Source organism: Streptomyces sp. NPDC030862, assembly GCF_055571835.1.
Genome location: NZ_JBVIEN010000007.1, coordinates 443,091 through 458,452, shown reverse-complemented (window position 1 = coordinate 458,452; position 15,362 = coordinate 443,091). Strand labels below are relative to the sequence as shown.

General features: G+C 74.0%; 13 protein-coding genes and 1 pseudogene. 6 read left to right on the top strand and 8 right to left on the bottom strand.

The window, feature by feature from the left end; all coding sequences use genetic code 11:
• The first annotated feature begins 145 nt into the window (after positions 1-145).
• Positions 146-1,000, top strand: a complete 855-nt coding sequence (locus ACZ42X_RS21415) for a helix-turn-helix transcriptional regulator (protein WP_468292282.1) — start codon at positions 146-148, stop codon at positions 998-1,000.
• A gap of 5 nt (positions 1,001-1,005) precedes the next feature.
• Here the strand turns inward: ACZ42X_RS21415 and ACZ42X_RS21410 are convergent, their stop codons facing one another.
• The gene (locus tag ACZ42X_RS21410) at positions 1,006-1,359 is read right to left on the bottom strand and encodes a hypothetical protein (RefSeq protein ID WP_468292279.1); all 354 of its coding nucleotides are present in this window, start codon (positions 1,357-1,359) and stop codon (positions 1,006-1,008) included.
• Positions 1,308-2,807, bottom strand: coding sequence for an MFS transporter (locus ACZ42X_RS21405; RefSeq protein WP_468292276.1), 1,500 nt, complete (start codon positions 2,805-2,807; stop codon positions 1,308-1,310). Before ACZ42X_RS21405 ends, ACZ42X_RS21410 begins: the two co-directional genes overlap by 52 nt.
• Positions 2,808-3,975: 1,168 nt before the next feature.
• On the opposite strand from ACZ42X_RS21405, the gene ACZ42X_RS21400 reads away from it, so the two are divergent.
• From ACZ42X_RS21400 to ACZ42X_RS21385, 4 genes and pseudogenes are all read left to right on the top strand, one after another.
• Positions 3,976-4,995, top strand: a complete 1,020-nt coding sequence (locus ACZ42X_RS21400; protein ID WP_468292273.1) for a hypothetical protein — start codon at positions 3,976-3,978, stop codon at positions 4,993-4,995.
• Positions 4,996-5,008: 13 nt separating this feature from the next.
• Positions 5,009-6,094 carry a hypothetical protein gene (locus tag ACZ42X_RS21395; protein WP_468292270.1) on the top strand — a complete coding sequence of 362 codons (1,086 nt, stop codon included), beginning with the start codon at positions 5,009-5,011 and terminating at the stop codon, positions 6,092-6,094.
• A gap of 557 nt (positions 6,095-6,651) precedes the next feature.
• A pseudogene (locus ACZ42X_RS21390) lies at positions 6,652-6,780 on the top strand (IS5/IS1182 family transposase); the annotation flags it as partial.
• A gap of 113 nt (positions 6,781-6,893) precedes the next feature.
• Entirely contained in the window at positions 6,894-7,298 is a 405-nt protein-coding gene (locus ACZ42X_RS21385; protein WP_468292267.1) for a hypothetical protein, read from the top strand.
• Positions 7,299-7,313: 15 nt separating this feature from the next.
• Here ACZ42X_RS21385 and ACZ42X_RS21380 read toward each other — a convergent pair whose 3' ends face one another.
• A complete protein-coding gene (locus ACZ42X_RS21380) occupies positions 7,314-10,082 on the bottom strand; it encodes a SpoIIE family protein phosphatase (RefSeq protein ID WP_468292264.1) in 2,769 nt (922 codons plus the stop codon).
• Between the two features lie 236 nt (positions 10,083-10,318).
• On the opposite strand from ACZ42X_RS21380, the gene ACZ42X_RS21375 reads away from it, so the two are divergent.
• Positions 10,319-11,005: a carbonic anhydrase gene (locus ACZ42X_RS21375; protein ID WP_468292445.1), complete on the top strand. Its 687-nt coding sequence runs from the start codon at positions 10,319-10,321 to the stop codon at positions 11,003-11,005.
• 44 nt (positions 11,006-11,049) lie between these two features.
• On the opposite strand, the gene ACZ42X_RS21370 is transcribed toward ACZ42X_RS21375, so the two are convergent.
• Genes ACZ42X_RS21370 through ACZ42X_RS21350 form a run of 5 tightly spaced genes read right to left on the bottom strand, consistent with a single transcriptional unit; the run spans position 11,050 to position 15,355 of the window.
• Positions 11,050-11,682, bottom strand: a complete 633-nt coding sequence (locus tag ACZ42X_RS21370; RefSeq protein ID WP_468292261.1) for an alpha-ketoglutarate-dependent dioxygenase AlkB family protein — start codon at positions 11,680-11,682, stop codon at positions 11,050-11,052.
• A 58-nt stretch (positions 11,683-11,740) separates the two neighbouring features.
• Positions 11,741-12,814 carry a serine hydrolase domain-containing protein gene (locus tag ACZ42X_RS21365; protein ID WP_468292258.1) on the bottom strand — a complete coding sequence of 358 codons (1,074 nt, stop codon included), beginning with the start codon at positions 12,812-12,814 and terminating at the stop codon, positions 11,741-11,743.
• Positions 12,811-13,728, bottom strand: coding sequence for a DUF6895 family protein (locus ACZ42X_RS21360; RefSeq protein WP_468292255.1), 918 nt, complete (start codon positions 13,726-13,728; stop codon positions 12,811-12,813). The genes ACZ42X_RS21365 and ACZ42X_RS21360 overlap by 4 nt, the downstream gene beginning before the upstream one ends.
• Positions 13,725-14,678, bottom strand: coding sequence for a DUF6895 family protein (locus ACZ42X_RS21355; RefSeq protein WP_468292252.1), 954 nt, complete (start codon positions 14,676-14,678; stop codon positions 13,725-13,727). The genes ACZ42X_RS21360 and ACZ42X_RS21355 overlap by 4 nt, the downstream gene beginning before the upstream one ends.
• Entirely contained in the window at positions 14,675-15,355 is a 681-nt protein-coding gene (locus ACZ42X_RS21350) for a hypothetical protein (protein ID WP_468292250.1), read from the bottom strand. Before ACZ42X_RS21350 ends, ACZ42X_RS21355 begins: the two co-directional genes overlap by 4 nt.
• Positions 15,356-15,362: the final 7 nt, after the last annotated feature.

The following is a 15,362-nucleotide window of genomic DNA, read 5'->3' as shown; positions in this document are numbered from 1 at the left end:
GGAAGGCTCCTGGTGGGTCGGGATGGGTGACCGGTGCGGTCACGACTCCCAACCTGCCGTGGCGGGCGGGCACCAGGAAGGCCGGGCTGAGACTGGTAGGGACAGGGCCACCCTCCGGGCCGGTGCGCTTGCTACCTTCGGCCGGGTGAGCGACAACGAACTGGGCCTGTTCCTGCGTACGCGCCGCGAGGCCGTCACCCCCGCCGCGGTGGGTCTGCCCACCGGGCCGCGCCGCCGCACGCCGGGACTCCGCCGGGCGGAGCTGGCCACGCTGGCGGGGGTGAGCGTGGAGTACGTGACGCGTCTGGAGCAGGGCCGCGACCGGCATCCGTCGCCGCAGGTGGTGGCCGCGCTGGCGGAGGCGCTGCGGCTGACGGCGGCCGAGCGGATACACCTGCACCGCCTGACCAAGGGCGCGGACCCCACCTCGATGTGCGGCGCTTCCGCGCCACCGGTGCTCACGGTCCGGCCGACCGTACGGGCGCTGCTGGACCGGCTGGAGCCCGCCCCGGCGGTGCTGCTGAACCGGATCGGCGACCTGCTGGCCTGGACGGCGGGGTACGAGGCGCTCGCCGGACCCCTCGGCATGCTGGACGGCGCCCCGCCGAACCTGGCCCGGTTCGTCTTCGCCGACGAGCGGGCGCGGGAGGCGTTCCCCGACTGGGACCGGGTCGCCGACGAGCAGGTCGCCGCGCTGAAGCAGGGGCCGTTCCGGGCCGACCCGCACGTGGCCGCGCTCGCGGACGAGTTGGGCGTGACGGCCGGGGCGGAGTTCACCGAGCGGGTCGGCAGGCTTCCCGGGCTCCCGGCGGCCACGGGCATCACCCGCGTGGAGCACCCGGAGGCGGGGGCGCTGCGCCTGGCGTACGAGACGCTGGAGCTGCCCGCCGACGACGACCAGCGGCTGGTCGTGCACCTGCCGGCGGACGACGCCACCGCGGCGGCGCTGGACGGCCTCAGCGGGCGCCGCCCGGGCGCGCTGCGCGCGGTGTCGGCGTAACGGGCCTACCGGGTCTCGGCGCCGACCGCCGGGGCCTCGGTCAGTGACCACCAGTCGAGCTTGAACTCCCGGGCGAAGTCCGGGTGGTCCTCCCAGTGCCGGGCGATGCCCCGCAGGACGTCCCAGTTCTGCTCCAGGGCCTGGTCGATGACGCCGCGCAGCTGCGGTTCGGCCGTGGCCCGCCGCTCCACCAGGCCCTTCACCGCCGCGGCGGCCAGCGCGGTGTTCCGCAGGGCGCGCAGGGCCCGCGAGGTGTCGTCCATCCCGAAGCCGTGCTCGCTGCCCGTCTCAGGGTCGAAGAGCGGCGTCAGCCGCGCTTCGACGAAGGCGTTGATCCGGTCGAAGTGCCGGGCGTCCATGGGGGCTCCTTGTGTGCGTGCGCCGAGGTCGACGCCCGAGCATAGACGCCCCGGCCGGCCGGGCCTGCGGCCTCCCCAGAGGCCCGCGCGACGAGCAGGAGGAACGCTCCGCAGGCCGCGACGAGCAGCCATCCCGGGCGCGACGCGTCGGCGAGGCCTCCGGGCTCGGCGCCGGCGACCAGCCCGCCCGCGGCGGCGACGCCGACCGCCGCGCCGACCTGGCGGGCGGTGGAGGTGACGGCCCCCGCCACGCCGGCCCGCGAGGAAGGCAGCCCGCTGACGGCGGTGTTGGTGAGCGGCGCGTTGGCGAAGCCGAACCCGACGCCGATGAGCAGGTGGGCGAGGAGCAGCAGCGGGACGCTGGTGTCCGTGCCGGGGTACGCCATGCACAGGCCGCCGGCCGCGGTGAACGCCCCTGCGAGGACGAGCGGGCGGCGTGGTCCGCGCCGCGCCACCAGGCCGCCGGACCACGGGGCGCAGAGGGTGGCGCCGAGCGCCATGGGGAGGGTCGCGGCCCCGGCCTCCAGCGGCGTCCAGCCGCGGGTGTGCTGGAGGTGGAGCGTGGTCAGCAGCAGGGTCGTGTTGAGCGCGACGAACACCGCCACGGCGCCCAGCACCGCCGTGGTGAAGCGCGGCCGCCGGAAGAGGGCGAGGTCCATCAGGGGCTCGGTGCTGCGGAGTTCGACCCGGATGAACGCGGCCGTCGCCGCCGCGAGCGCGGCGTAACCGGCGAGCGCCCAGGGCGAGGTCCAGCCGACGCGGGGCCCTTCGATGAGGACGCCGACCGCGAGGCACAGCACCGTGGTGAGCAGGACCTGGCCGGGCAGGTCGAGCCCCCGGGCCCGCTGCCCGCGGGACTCCGGTACGAAGAGGGCGACCAGGACGAGGGCGGTGACGACGACCGGGGCGTTGACCCAGAACACCGAGCGCCAGCCGAGCGCCTCGACGAGCGCTCCCCCGGTGACCGGGCCGGCCGCCATGCTGAGTCCGAAGACGGACGCCCACACCCCGATCGCGCGGGCCCGCTCCCGGGGGTCCGGCATCGCGTTCACCACGATCGCCAGCGCCACGGGGCTCAGCATGGAGGCGCCGACGCCCTGCAGCGCCCGGGCCGCGACGAGAAAGCCGAGCGAGGGGGCCACCGCGCAGGCCAGGGAGGCGACGCCGAAGACGACGAGTCCGGTCCGGAAGACCCGGCGGCGGCCGAAGCGGTCGGCGAGCGCGCCGGAGGCGATGAGGAGGGCGGCCAGCACCACGGTGTAGGAGTCCACGACCCATTCCAGGCCGCGGGTTCCGACGCCCAGGCCCCGGCCGATTTCGGGGAGGCCGACGTTGACGATGGTGGTGTCGAGGCCGACGAGGAACATGCTCAGCGCGCAGACGGCGAGCACCGTCCAGCGTGCGCGCGCGCTCAGTGGGGGGTGTTCAGCCAGGGGTGCCGTGGCCATGGGGCCGCCTTTCCGTCCGCCGGTCTCGTCTGCCGTGTCGTCTGCCGGCTCATGCTGGAGCCGGGCGGCGGCGGTGACCAAGCGGTGTTGCCGTTGCGGCAACGGGCGTTTCCGGGGCCGGGGAGCGTCTTGTCGATCATGTGTCGAGCCGGACGAGGCTGCTGTCGAGGGTGAGGGCGGCGACGTAGCGGCCGGACGAACTCCCACTCGCAGGACCGAAGGTCGAGCCGTCTTCGGCGCCGGGCATCCGACTGGCGACGTACCGACGGTTGAGGCTTCCGAAGGTTGGCGAGGTGCGGCTGCACGACTCCGGCAAACGCCTGGGCCTGTCGATCTCGGTGTCAGAACCCTCGCCGCCGCCTCCCAGCCTCTCGACCGGATGACCCGGCCAGCGTCCTGATCGCCAACCCGAGGCACCTGGCCCGCGCCGAGCAGCGGCTGGTGAGGGCTCAACGGGCTCTGGCGCGTGCGGAGAAGGGCTCGCGGCGGCGCGAGTTCAGTCACCCGGGCTGTACCCCCTGCAAGGGACATCGCGGATGGTCGCCGCTGCGATGGGTACGCAGTTCGCCGACAGCCAAGCGACAGCGGAAGGCGCGAACCGTGCAAGCAAACGTCGGAGACCAGATCGTCATGACCATGAACTAGCGCACTGTCGTCCTCGCCGGTGGGGCCGGTCACGAGCCGGTCACTCAGCGGGCGGTGCGGTCCACCGCGCTCCGCCACACGACCCCTGCCCTATTCGACGGGTCGCTCACCGGGCCGATCGGCGGGCCGCCCGGCACAGCGCGTGATCTTTACGAGCGGGCTCGACCGGTAACCCCGGCAACATCGCTCCCACGGTGCACGCGAATGGACCCGCCTTCACCTCCCCTTACAGGCGGTAAGGGCAAGGCTCTTTCCGAAAAAGCTCTGTGAAGCGTCAATTGCCAGCGCCCGGACAGGGGTCACCGGGCGCAGGACTGGGGGCGCCGGCTACCGGACAGGGGCGCCTTTCGCACCTCTGGCTGCGCGTCGCACCCCGTCGGCCTCAGCGGCAGCAGGCCAAGGGTGGAAGACAGTTTGTCTTCGGGTTCGCGCCGTCTCAGTCGGCGGCCGGGAACAGGGGTGGCGTGGGCAGTCCCTCCGGCGTGTGTCACGATCTCCCCCAACCTGTGGGGGGTGTTGCTGAATGGCGCAGGACATTGCGCTGCGGCCGGTGGTGGATCCGGCCCTCGAGGACTCGGAGCGCGCGCTGCTGGAGAAGTCCACCGACGGACTCTTCCCGGCCACGCTGCCGCTGCCCGAGGAGCCGGGGCTGGGCGGCCGTACCAAGGCGGACATCTGGACGGCCCTGGGGGCCTCCGCGGTGTGCGCGCTACTGCCGGTGACGATCCTGTGGGCGCTGATCGGCGTGTGGCCCGGCCTGGCCGTCGGGCTCGCGGCGCAGGCCGGGCTGATCTGGGTCGGGGTCCAGTTCGGGTTCGAGGCGTTCATCCTGACCGTCGTGGGCGTGCACCTGCTGGCCTGGCTGCTGATCGTCGTCCTCGGCTGCGGGACCGACGAGCGGCAGCGGGTGGCCCGGCTGCGCCACGGCCGCTACTACCTGGCCGAGGACTTCGGCGACGACTCCCTGCGCGAGCTGCTGGGCCACTCGCCGCTGCGCCGGATGGAGCGCGCCCAGGCCGCCGTGACGGCGGTACTCCAGTCGCAGGTCGACCGGGACGGGCTGCTGGACGACATCGCCAACGACGTGACGCTGCCGGCCCAACAGTACGAGATCGCCCAGCGCCTGGCCGAGCTGACCCGGCTGGCGCGGAAGGTGCGCACCGCTGCCGGGGACGCCTCCGGCTCGCGGGTGGAGGAGGTGCTGCGGACTCAGCGGCAGGCGCTGCGGCTGTCGTCGAGCGCGCTGGAGGAGCGGGTGGAGGCGCTGGAGCGGTACGCCGAGAACACCCGCGCGGCGGACGCGGCGTACCGCGAGTGGGAGGCCGTACGAGAGCTGGAGCAACTCGGCGAGGACATGCACGAGCTGGTGGTGAACACGGTGCGGGACGAGCTGGCCGTCGCCGAGATCGAGGGGCTCGCCGACCGGTCCCGGCTCCAGGACCTGCACCGGATGCTGGACGAGGCGCGGGAGGCGGGGCTGCTGGCCACGCGGTTCGCCGACGAGCCGGCCGACCGCCGGTCCGGCGACAGCGGCCGGGCGTGAGGGGGAGGACGACATGACGCAGACATCCCAGCCGCGACGCGAGTTCCACTCCGGCCGCGGCAAGAAGACCTTCGACCGGATCCCGGGCGGGTTCTACCTGGTCGGCGCCCTGGTGATCCTCTTCGAGGTGGTCACGCTCGGCGCGGTGGGCCTGGCCCTGGCCGTCGGCGGCCCGAGCGACGACGGGGCATCCCCGGACAAGGAATCCCGGCGGGTCGAGGTCACCTACATCGCGACGGGCGACCACCCCTCGGTGAACCTCACCGTCGGGGAGGCGAACGGCGACCACGAGCCCCACGGGGTCGTCATCCTGCCGTACCGCAAGACCGTCGAGCTGGCGGCTGGTGCCGACTTCTATCTGGACGTCAGAAGCCGCGAGGACCAGAAAGGGGGCACTCTCACGTGCACCGTGCTGGTCGGCGGCAAGGTGGTCCAGCAGGCGCACAGCACACCGGACTCCTCGTCCACCACCTGCGCGGGCAGCACCGCGGACGCCCCGCAGCGGGGCATCCCCGTGCCCACTCTCACCCCCGGCGCCTCCCCACTGCCCGAGGAGCGGCGGCTCACCGGGACCGTCAAGGTGCCGGACTACCCGGGCGAGGGCTCGCCGGTCATCGGCACCGTCACGGACTCCTCCCTGGAGTACGCGGAGCTGGGCGGCACGTGGGACCGGAGCAAGACGCTGGATCCGGTCTTCGATGGCTTCACCCGCAAGCAGGAGGGGCGCCAGCGCGCACTCGTGAAGTCCACGCAGGTGGACGAGGACATCATGGCCGCGGCCGGCGGCACCGGGGAGCTGCGGGGCGTGGCGGGCGCGGTGATGGACGAGCGGCGGCGCTACGAGTACCCCCGCGACCAGGCGATCCTGGTCGACGTCGCCTCGCAGCCGCTGAAGGTCGACGGACATGACGCCTGGCTGCTGGTCAGCGAGATCCACTTCCACAAACGCGGGGTGCCGTCCACGATGGACCTGAACGCGGTCCTCGTGGTCGACACCGGGCGGGTCCGCCCCTCGGTGCTGTGGGTCGTACTGCCGGAGACGGACAAGAAGCTCTGGCCGGACCTAAACACTCTGGTCGCATCCGTCCAGGTCCGCTGACCTGCACCGATACGGGACGGGCCCGGGACGCGACGCGTCCCGGGCCCGTCCGGTAGAGCGCGACGCCGGCCGGGCACGGCATCGAGTCGGCGGCGACCAGGTCGACGAGTGTGCCCGACGCACGGGTGCGGTGCCAGACGATCGTGCAGTAGCGCGAGCGGAGCCACTGCTCCACGTGCTCGTACGTGGTGGCGGTGGCCGGCCATCCGTAGAGTCGTGCGACGTTCAGGCGCAGCACCTCGCGGTCGCGCTGGGCGGGGACTGCCTCGCGGATGTCGGGACGTTGCGGGCCGACACGGGTACGACCCGATACGCTTCTTCACCCGAAAAGTGCTTCTTCCCATGCAGCCAACAGGACCCTCGACAAGTCCCATCGTTGCAGGTCAGGAGCACTCTCCGTTTATTTGATCAAGCCTCGGACACCCCACCTCGTGAAAGCGCGAGGCGAGAAGGGCGGATGCCTGCACCGCCCTCCCTCACGTTGCAGCGGCCACCGGGCGGGATCTGCGGGGCATGGGGTCCCCCAACCATTGGGGTTGGCTCAGAAGTGCACACACCTGCGCGCCGCCCAGGCGAAGGCGGACGCGGCCGGTGACATCGAGTGGGTGGTGTCGGTCGACTCAACGATCATCCGCGCCCACCAGCACGCAGGCGGACTGACCAGCAAGACCCACCTCGCCTGCGACGCGGTTCGCCGAACAGGCACTGCCCCGCTGAGCTTCGTTGCCGACAGCGGGCTGCCAGGCCGCGGCCAATGTGCCGACATCACCACATGACGCCGCCTGGCCACGGTTTGGTGGTGTCGCTGGTGCTTGCGCTGCTGCTGGGCGCCCTGTCGCTGCTGGTCATGGTTCCGGCGGACCGGCATCTGCGTTCTTTGCACGACGGCAGGCGGGCTGACGCGACGCTGACGAGGAGCGGCTCTTGCATGCTGGGGGGATGCCGGGTCGCGTTCGAGGCCGATGGCCGGACGGTGGTGGCGGCCTTGCCGGCCGGCAGCGGAGGCGGCAGGGATTCCGTGGGCACGCGCATGACCGTCCGATACCAGGCGGACGATCCTCGGGTAGCGGCCCGCGAAGACGACGTCGATGGCGGCGGGGCAACGGTGCTGGCCGTGGTGTCGGGCGGGGTCGCCCTGCTCTTCCTGGCGATGTCGGTCGCGATGGCCCGCTTCATGGCGCGGCAGCGGCGCGCTCGTATCTGACCGGAGATTCGCAGGCTAGAGCGGGTCGACGTCCAGGAGGTCGAGGAGCACTGCTCCCTCGGCGGCCGTGTCCGGGCGGGTGGCGTCGGGGGGCGGCTGCTCCGCCCAGATGACCTTGCCCTGGCCGGTGTAGCGGGTGCCCCAGCGTTCGGAGAGCTGGGCGACGAGGAAGAGGCCGCGGCCGCCCTCGTCGGTGGTGGCGGCGTACCGCAGGTGCGGGGAGGTGCTGCTGGTGTCGGAGACCTCGCAGGTGAGGCCGCGGTCGCGGAGGAGGCGGACGTGGACCGGCGGGGAACCGTAGCGGATGGCGTTGGTGATGAGCTCGCTGAGGATGAGCTCGGTGGTGAACGCCAGCTCCGACAGGCCCCACTCCTCCAGTTGCCGGGCGGCCTCGGCGCGGATCTTGGCGACGGCTCCCGGGTGGAAGGGCACGTCCCAGTCGGCGACCTGGTCGGGGCCGAGGGCGCGGGTGCGGGCGATGAGCAGCGCCACGTCGTCCTTGGGGTGGGCGGGCAGCAGCGCGTCGCAGACGGCCCGGCAGCTGTCGTCGGGTGTCCGGTCGGGTACGGCGAGGGCCTGGCGCAGCAGTTCGAGGCCGACGTCGATGTCGCGGGTGCGGTCCTCGATGAGGCCGTCGGTGTAGAAGACGAGCTGGCTGCCTTCGGCGAGGGTGAGTTCGGCGGTTTCGAAGGGGATGCCGCCGAGGCCCAGCGGCGGCCCGGCCGGGAGGTCGGGGAACTCCACGAGGCCGTTGGGGTGGACCAGGGCGGGCAGCGGGTGTCCGGCGCGGGCCATCACGCAGCGGCGCGAGACCGGGTCGTACACGGCGTACAGGCAGGTGGCGCCGGTCATTCCGGCGTCGGGCGGTCCGCAGGGCAGCTCGCCGTCGACGGGGTCGCGGTCGTCCTGGTCGATGCGGCCCACGAGGTCGTCGAGGCGGCCGAGGATCTCGTCGGGCGGCAGGTCGAGGGTGGAGAAGTTGTGCACGGCGGTGCGCAGCCGGCCCATGGTGGCGGCGGCGTGCAGGCCGTGGCCGACGACGTCGCCGACGACGAGCGCGACGCGGCTGCCGGGCAGGGGGATGACGTCGAACCAGTCGCCGCCGACGCCGGACTGGGCGGGCAGGTAGCGGTGGGCGACCTCCAGGGCGCTCTGCTCGGGCAGGGCGCGCGGCAGCAGGCTGCGCTGGAGGGTGACCGCCATGGCGTGTTCACGGGTGTAGCGGCGGGCGTTGTCGATGCAGACGGCGGCGCGGGTGACCAGCTCCTCGGCGATGGAGAGGTCCTCGTCCTCGAACGGCTCGGGCTTCTCGGAGCGCCAGAAGTTCGCCACGCCCAGCACCACTCCCCTGGCCTTGAGGGGGACGGCGATGAGCGAGTGGATGCCGTACGCGACGATCCGGCCGGCCCGCTCCGGGTCCTGTGCCTGCCAGCCGGGGGCGCGGGCGAGGTCGGGCACCAGCTCGGCGCGGCCGCTGCCGTACCCGCGGGCCTGCGGGGTGGAGGGCAGGAAGCCGATCATCTTGCCGCGCGGGTAGAGGGGGTGGTCGTCGCGGATGCCGGCGACGGCGGTGCGGCGCATGTCGGCGCCGGTGCCGGTGGGCTCCTCGCCGCGCAGCACCGCGTCGGCGAGGTCGACGGTGACGAAGTCGGCGAAGCGCGGGACGGCGACCTCGGCGAGCTCCTCGGCGGTGCGGACCACGTCGAGGGTGGTGCCGATGCCGACCCCGGCGTCGTACAGGAGGTTCAGGCGCCGGGCGGCGCCCTCGGCGCGGCCGCTGAGGGCGCGGAGCTCGGTGGTGTCGCGGATGGTGGCGACGGTGCCGGCGGGGCCGCCGTCGAGGTCGGTGGGCCGCTGGTTGACGGCGAGGAGCCGGTCGGCGGCGAGGACCACCTCGTCGGTGGCGACGCGGCCGGAGGCGAGGAGCGCGGCGACGCCGGGGTCGAGGCCCGGCAGCTCGGGGATGGGGCGGCCCTCGGCGTCGGGCGGCAGCTGGAGGAGGCGTCTGGCCTCGTCGTTGGCGAGGAGGAGGCGCCCGTCGCCGCCGACGATGACGACGCCTTCGCGTACGGCGTGGAGCACGGCGTCGTGGTGTTCGTAGACGCGGGTCATCTCGGCGGGGCCGAGGCCGTGGGTCTGGCGGCGCAGCCGTCCGGCGACCAGGGCGGTGCCGGCGGTGGCGAGGGCGAGGCCCGCCGCGCTGGTGGCGAGGATGACGGGGAGCTGGCGGTTGACCAGCCCGGTGACGTTCTTGACCTGGAGTCCGGCGGAGACGAGGGCGATGACTCGGCCGTTCTCGTCGCGTACGGGGACGATGGCCTGGACCTCGTCGCCGAGGGGGCCGGAGACGTCCTCGGTGTGGACGCGGCCGGCCACGGAGGGCTCTATGGTGCCGACGAAGCGCTCGCCGATCCGTTCGGGCTGCGGGTGGGTGTAGCGGGTGCCGTCGGTGTCCATGACGACGATGAAGTCGACCCCGGCGCGTTCGCGGGCGGCTTCGGTGAGCGGCTGCAGGACGGCGGAGGGGTCGGGCGCGGCGAGGGCGTCCTCCATGCCGGGCGCGTGGGCGAAGGACTCCGCGACGGCGACGGAGCGGTTGCGGGCCTCGCGGTCGCTGTCGGCCCGCGACTGGAGGACGAGGGCGAGGACCGCGCCCAGGACCAGCAGCACGACCAGCGCCACTTGCAGGACGAATACCTGCCCCGCGACGCTCCGCGGACGCCTGTCGGCCAGTGACCGAACCGAGGCTCCACGGAATCGGTCGCGAACGTTGACCACGCTCATTTGTAACACCGCATCCGGCCCGGGGACCATGGGTGACCTTTCGCCGCCGAACGGACACGGGCGGTCATCGGAGTCCAGGATTCGCCCAACTCCGGGCCAACGGTGGTCAAAGAGGGCCTGAAGTACCGCTGTGGCGGGCCTACCGTGCGGCCGTGACCTCGATATCGAAGGATGACGCGACAGCGGCGGACGAGGCCCGTGGCGGGGGCGCGCGACACCGGTGGACGCGGCGCGGAGTGCTCCGCGGCGCGCTGGGCGGGGGCGCCGCGCTCGGCACCGCCTCCGGTCTCGGCCTCGCCCTCGCCGGGCCGGCCGGCGCGGCGGGCGCCCCGGTGAGGCCCTCGACGCCCGCCGCCGCGCTGCGCGAGCTGACGCGGGGCAACCGGCGCTGGCGCACCCGGCACCAGACGCACCCGCACGAGGCGGCGGCCGACCGTACGGCGGCCGTGTCGGGCCAGCACCCCTTCGCCCTCGTCCTCGGCTGCATCGACTCGCGCGTGCCGCCCGAGCTCGTGTTCGACCAGGGGCTCGGGGACCTGATGACGGTTCGTGCGGCTGGTGAGGTGCTGGACGAGGCGGTGCTCGGCAGCGTCGCGTACGGCGTCCTGGAGCTCGGCATCCCGCTGGTGATGGTGCTGGGGCACCAGTCCTGCGGCGCGGTGACGGCCGCGGTGCGCGCGGACGAGACGGGTGAGCAGCTGCCCGCGCACATCGCGTACGTCGCGGAGCAGATCCGCCCGGCCATCGACCGGAGCCACAGCGGGCAGGCCCGCGTCGACGCGACCATCACGGCGCAGGTGCGGCTGGTACGGGACCGGCTCGCCGGGGAGCCGGATCTGGCCGGCGCGGTGGCGGCGGGCCGGCTGGCCGTCGTCGGGGCGCGCTACGAGCTCATGAGCCAGCGGGTCCGCCCGGTCGTCTGACGCGTCGGCCGGCGGGCTGCGGGGAGGGTCCTCGCGGAAGCGGCTCACCCCACGCCCCGCGGCCGGAACTGGATGCTGATCCTGGGTCCCACGTCCCGTGTGGTCTTCGGGATCGCGTGTTCCCACGTCCGCTGGCAGGATCCGCCCATCACGACGAGGTCGCCGTGGCCGAGGGGGAAGCGCAGCGACGCGGCGCCGCCGCCGCGGGGCCGGAGCGCCAGGTCGCGCGGTTCGCCGACCGACAGGATCGCGACCATGGTGTCCTGGCGTGCGCCGCGGCCGGTGCGGTCGCCGTGCCAGGCGACGCTGTCGCGGCCGTCGCGGTAGTAGCACAGGCCGGCCGTGGCGAAGGGCTCGCCCAGCTCGGTGGCGTAGTGCGCGGAGAGCGTGGCGCGGGCCTCTGCGAGGACCGGGTGCGGCAGGGGGTCGCCGGCGCCGTAGAAGGCCAGCAGGCGCGGCACGGTGACCTCGTGGTCGTACATCTGCCGCCGTTCGGCCCGCCAGGGGACGTGGGCGGCGAGCTCCTCGAACAGGGCGTCGGCGCCGGTCAGCCAGCCGGGGAGCAGGTCGATCCACGCCCCCTCGGTCAGGGCGGTGCGCCGTACGCCGCCGAGCGGTCCGAGGCTGATCTCGTCGCTCTGGTCGAAGAGGGATCCCTGCATGTGCTGCCGTGCCATGGTGTCCAGCCTAGACCGCAATCGAACAGGTGACCTATTGCAGTGACCTATTGCGTGGTCACGGCGTCCCGTACAGGAGTCCGTACGCAGTCGCCACGAACGTGTCCCGGAGGCGGATGCGACGCGTGGCGAGCGCGGCCACCGCCGTCCCGGTGTCGGGGCGGAAGCCGATGAAGGCCTGCTGACCGCTGGTCGCGCCGGCGTGGAAGTACATCGGTCCGTGGTCGGTGGGGTGCCGGAACCAGGTCAGCGTGTGGACGTGTCGGTGGCCGACCCCGCGCCGCAGCAGCGGGCGGCGCACCGCGCTCAGCGCGTCCCCCAGCGGGGTGCCCTCGGGGCGCAGGTGCGCCTCCAGGAAGGTGAGCAGGTCGTGCGGGGTGGCCCGGACCGCTCCGGCGGGCTGGAAGCCGCCGGTCCGCAGTCCGGGCACCGGTGTCGCACCATCGGCGCGGTGCCCGGTCGCGTCGGTGCCCGGGGCCCCGGCGGGGTGCAGCGCGGTGCCGGTCAGGCCGAGGGGGTTCATGATCCGTCCGGTCAGCAGCTCCTCCCACGGGGTGGCGGTGGCCGCGGCGAGGGTGTGGCCGAGGACGGAGACGCCGAAGTTGGAGTAGCGCCAGCGGGTGCCGGGGCGGTGGCGCGGGGGGCGGCGGCTCAGGAAGGCCCGTACGACGCGCTCGGGCGGGTAGTGGGCGTAGGGGTTCGTGTGCCAGTGGGGCAACGCCTGCCGGTAGAAGTCGCGGGGCAGCGCGGGCAGTCCGGAGGTGTGCGTGATCAGGTGCGTGAGCGTGATGGCGGACCGGTGTCCGTGCGACCGGCCCGGGTCCAGGTGGGCGGCGGCCGGATCGCCGCCGCCGACCACGCCGGTGCCGATGAGTTCGGCCAGCAGCAGCCCCGTGTACGTCTTGGAGGCCGACCCGAGCTCGTACCGCAGCCGGTCGCGCGGCACGGGCGGGGGCGGGGCGGAGCCTCCGCAGCGGACGGTCCGGAGGCCGTCCCGGGAGACGGCGAAGACCACGTCGGGCGCGTCCACGGCGCGTACGGCCTCGTCGAGCCGCGCCGCCACGTCCGTCGCGCCGCCCGCGTCGCCGCCGCCGCCCGTGTCGTCGAGCAGCGTCCCCGTGTCCGCCGTCATGCGTCGGCCATCCGGGCGAGGGCGCGGGAGGTCGCCAGCACGGAGGCGAAGGCCGCCACCAGCGTGGAGTGGTAGATGACGTCGAAGACGTCGTCGGGGTCGCCCTCGGGCATCTCCCGCACCGCCGGCATCGCCCCGTCGGGCTGCTGGGCCGCGGCGAACCCCTCCCAGGCGGCCGCGTCCAGCGTGGGGCTGGGCAGGCAGGCGTCGACGACGAGGAGTTCGCCGAGCAGGTCCCAGCGGCGCAGGTCCAGCCAGTCGTCCAGCCAGACCGGCAGCCAGGTGTCGAGGTAGGCGGCGATGCGCGGCGGCAGGCCGTCGGGCCGCTCGCCCCAGTCGGTGAGGTGGAAGACGGTGTGGGTGATGTCGTACCCGGTGCGCGCCTCGACGGTCCACGGTTCGGGGGTGTTGCCGAGCCAGGTGCGGGCGAGGGCCTCGCCCTCCTCCATGCCCGGCAGCAGTCCGAAGCGGCGTTCGCACGCGGAGAGGCCGAGGCGCCGGACCGGCTGCAGCTCGCGGGCGGCCCAGCTGCCGAGCCGGTGGTTGAGCCGGACCCACTCCTCCATCTCGGGCTGGCGGTAGCCGAGTTCCCGGAACGGCAGGTAGACCTCGAAGGGGACCGGCGACTGCGGCTCGCCCCGCTGTCCGCGCACGAGCATCCGGCCGCCGTCCAGGGCCACGCGCCACGCGTGGTCGAGCAGCCGGCGGACGAGGTCGGTCTGGCGGGAGCCGGAGACGCCCTCGCGGAACAGCACCCGGCCGATCACGGCGAGTTCGCCGATCGGTTTGAAGCGCTCCAGGAACCCGCCGACCTCCGGGTCGGTGTCCGTCTCCAGCCGGAACCCGTCGCGGTGGGCGTACAGCCACTCGACGGCGCCCACGCCGACGGAGTGGATGAGGCGCGTGCTGGTCATGACGGTCCCTCCGGTCCGGCGCCGTCCTCCGCGAGGCGCGCGAGGGTCAAGGCCGCGGCGAAGGCCGCCATCAGGGTCGAGTGGTAGCGGTGCGCGAAGCCGTGGGGCAGGGCCGGGCGGTGGCGGGCCGGGCCCACCTCCACCAGGGCGCCCGACGCGTCCTGCGCGCCCGCCACTTCGGCCCACGCGGCCGTGATCGCGGCGCGGTCCGGCGGGCGCGGCAGGCTCGCCGCCACGGCGAGGAGTTCGCAGCTCAGGTCCCACTGCCGGTCGTCCAGGCAGGTGTCGAGCCACGAGGGGAGCCAGGTCTCCAGGTAGTCGGCGAGCCAGTGCGGTACGCCCTCGGTCGCACGGCCCCAGTCGGTGAGGTGGAAGACCACGTGGGTGGTGGCGTATCCGGCGGTCGTCTCGAAGAGCCAGGGCTCCGGGAGGGCGCCCAGCCACGTGCGCCCGAGGGCCGCGGACATCTCCTCGTGGCCCGGGAGTCCGGTGCGCCGCTCGGAGTTGAGGACGCTCAGCAGCCGCGTCGGGTGCTGCTCGGTGGCACGCCAGCCGCGGGTGCGGGCGACGGCCGAGGCGAACTCCTCGTACCCCGGGTGCCGCAGGCCCGCCGAGGCGAACGCGGCGTAGATCTCCAGCGGGTACATGGCGCACGGCTCCAGCCGCTGCAGGTCGAGGAAGAGTTCTCCCTCACCGGTCTCGCGCCAGGCGAAGGCGAGCAGGTCGGCGGCCGCGTCGTGGAGGGGGGTGCCGGGCGGGCTGTACCGGCGTACGCAGACGCAGACCTGGGCCAGTTCGCCGAGCGGTTTCCAGATGCGGTTGACGTCGGCACCGGGGTCCAGCGCCGAGTCGCCCAGCCGGAAGTCCGCCCGGTTGCCGGAGATCCAGCCGAGGGCCGCCTCGCCCACGCCCCGGAGGTCGACCCCCCGGAGGCCGACGGCCGCCGTCACACCGGCGCTCCGGCACGCAGCAGCCGTGCGGCGCGTAGTTGCAGCGCGACGCGCGGGTCGGTTCCGCCCATGAGGGCCACGAACTCCAGCCCCGTGTCCAGGGCCAGGGTGTCCGGGACGCCGTCGAGCAGGGTGAGCCAGCGGCCCGCTCCGGCCGCCTGCAGCCAGTCGCGGCGGCGTACGGCGCGGACGAAGCCGCGTGCGACGTCCACCGGTCGGCGGGCGGCCGCGCGGGCCACCCCGGAGTCGGTGCCGGGGACGGCGAGTGCGGCGAGGACGGCGAGCTGGTGGGTGAGGACCTGCCAGGGGGCCACGTCCAGCCAGGTGGTGTCCGGCTCGGCGCCGTCCAGTCCCAGGGTGCGGCGCATGGCCCAGTGACTCCACCGCGAGGTGGGCGAGGCGTCGGGCGCGGGAGGGAAGCCACGTACGGCCTGCTCGAAGGCGGTCAGGTCGCCGGGGGCGGGCGCGGTGCGCAGGAGGACGCTCGGCAGCACGGTGTCGGCGCCGAGGACGCGTACCGCCGCGAGTCCGAGCCGGTCGGCTCCCTCCGCGTCGGTGGCGTCGACGACACCCTCGACCACCGCGAAGTGGTCTCCGCCGTTGAGGGCGGAGACCACGCGCGAAGCAAGCTCCCTCACCGCGCCCGTCAGACGGGTGGGTGTTTCAGGCTGCTCCATTCAGCCC

Bases quoted from the DNA above. Each gene is read 5' to 3' on its own strand.
- ACZ42X_RS21410 (WP_468292279.1), bottom strand. From the start codon at position 1,359: ATGGACGCCCGGCACTTCGACCGGATCAACGCCTTCGTCGAAGCGCGG.
- ACZ42X_RS21405 (WP_468292276.1), bottom strand. From the start codon at position 2,807: ATGGCCACGGCACCCCTGGCTGAACACCCCCCACTGAGCGCGCGCGCA.
- ACZ42X_RS21400 (WP_468292273.1), top strand. From the start codon at position 3,976: ATGGCGCAGGACATTGCGCTGCGGCCGGTGGTGGATCCGGCCCTCGAG.
- ACZ42X_RS21395 (WP_468292270.1), top strand. From the start codon at position 5,009: ATGACGCAGACATCCCAGCCGCGACGCGAGTTCCACTCCGGCCGCGGC.
- ACZ42X_RS21380 (WP_468292264.1), bottom strand. From the start codon at position 10,082: ATGAGCGTGGTCAACGTTCGCGACCGATTCCGTGGAGCCTCGGTTCGG.
- ACZ42X_RS21370 (WP_468292261.1), bottom strand. From the start codon at position 11,682: ATGGCACGGCAGCACATGCAGGGATCCCTCTTCGACCAGAGCGACGAG.
- ACZ42X_RS21365 (WP_468292258.1), bottom strand. From the start codon at position 12,814: ATGACGGCGGACACGGGGACGCTGCTCGACGACACGGGCGGCGGCGGC.
- ACZ42X_RS21360 (WP_468292255.1), bottom strand. From the start codon at position 13,728: ATGACCAGCACGCGCCTCATCCACTCCGTCGGCGTGGGCGCCGTCGAG.
- ACZ42X_RS21350 (WP_468292250.1), bottom strand. From the start codon at position 15,355: ATGGAGCAGCCTGAAACACCCACCCGTCTGACGGGCGCGGTGAGGGAG.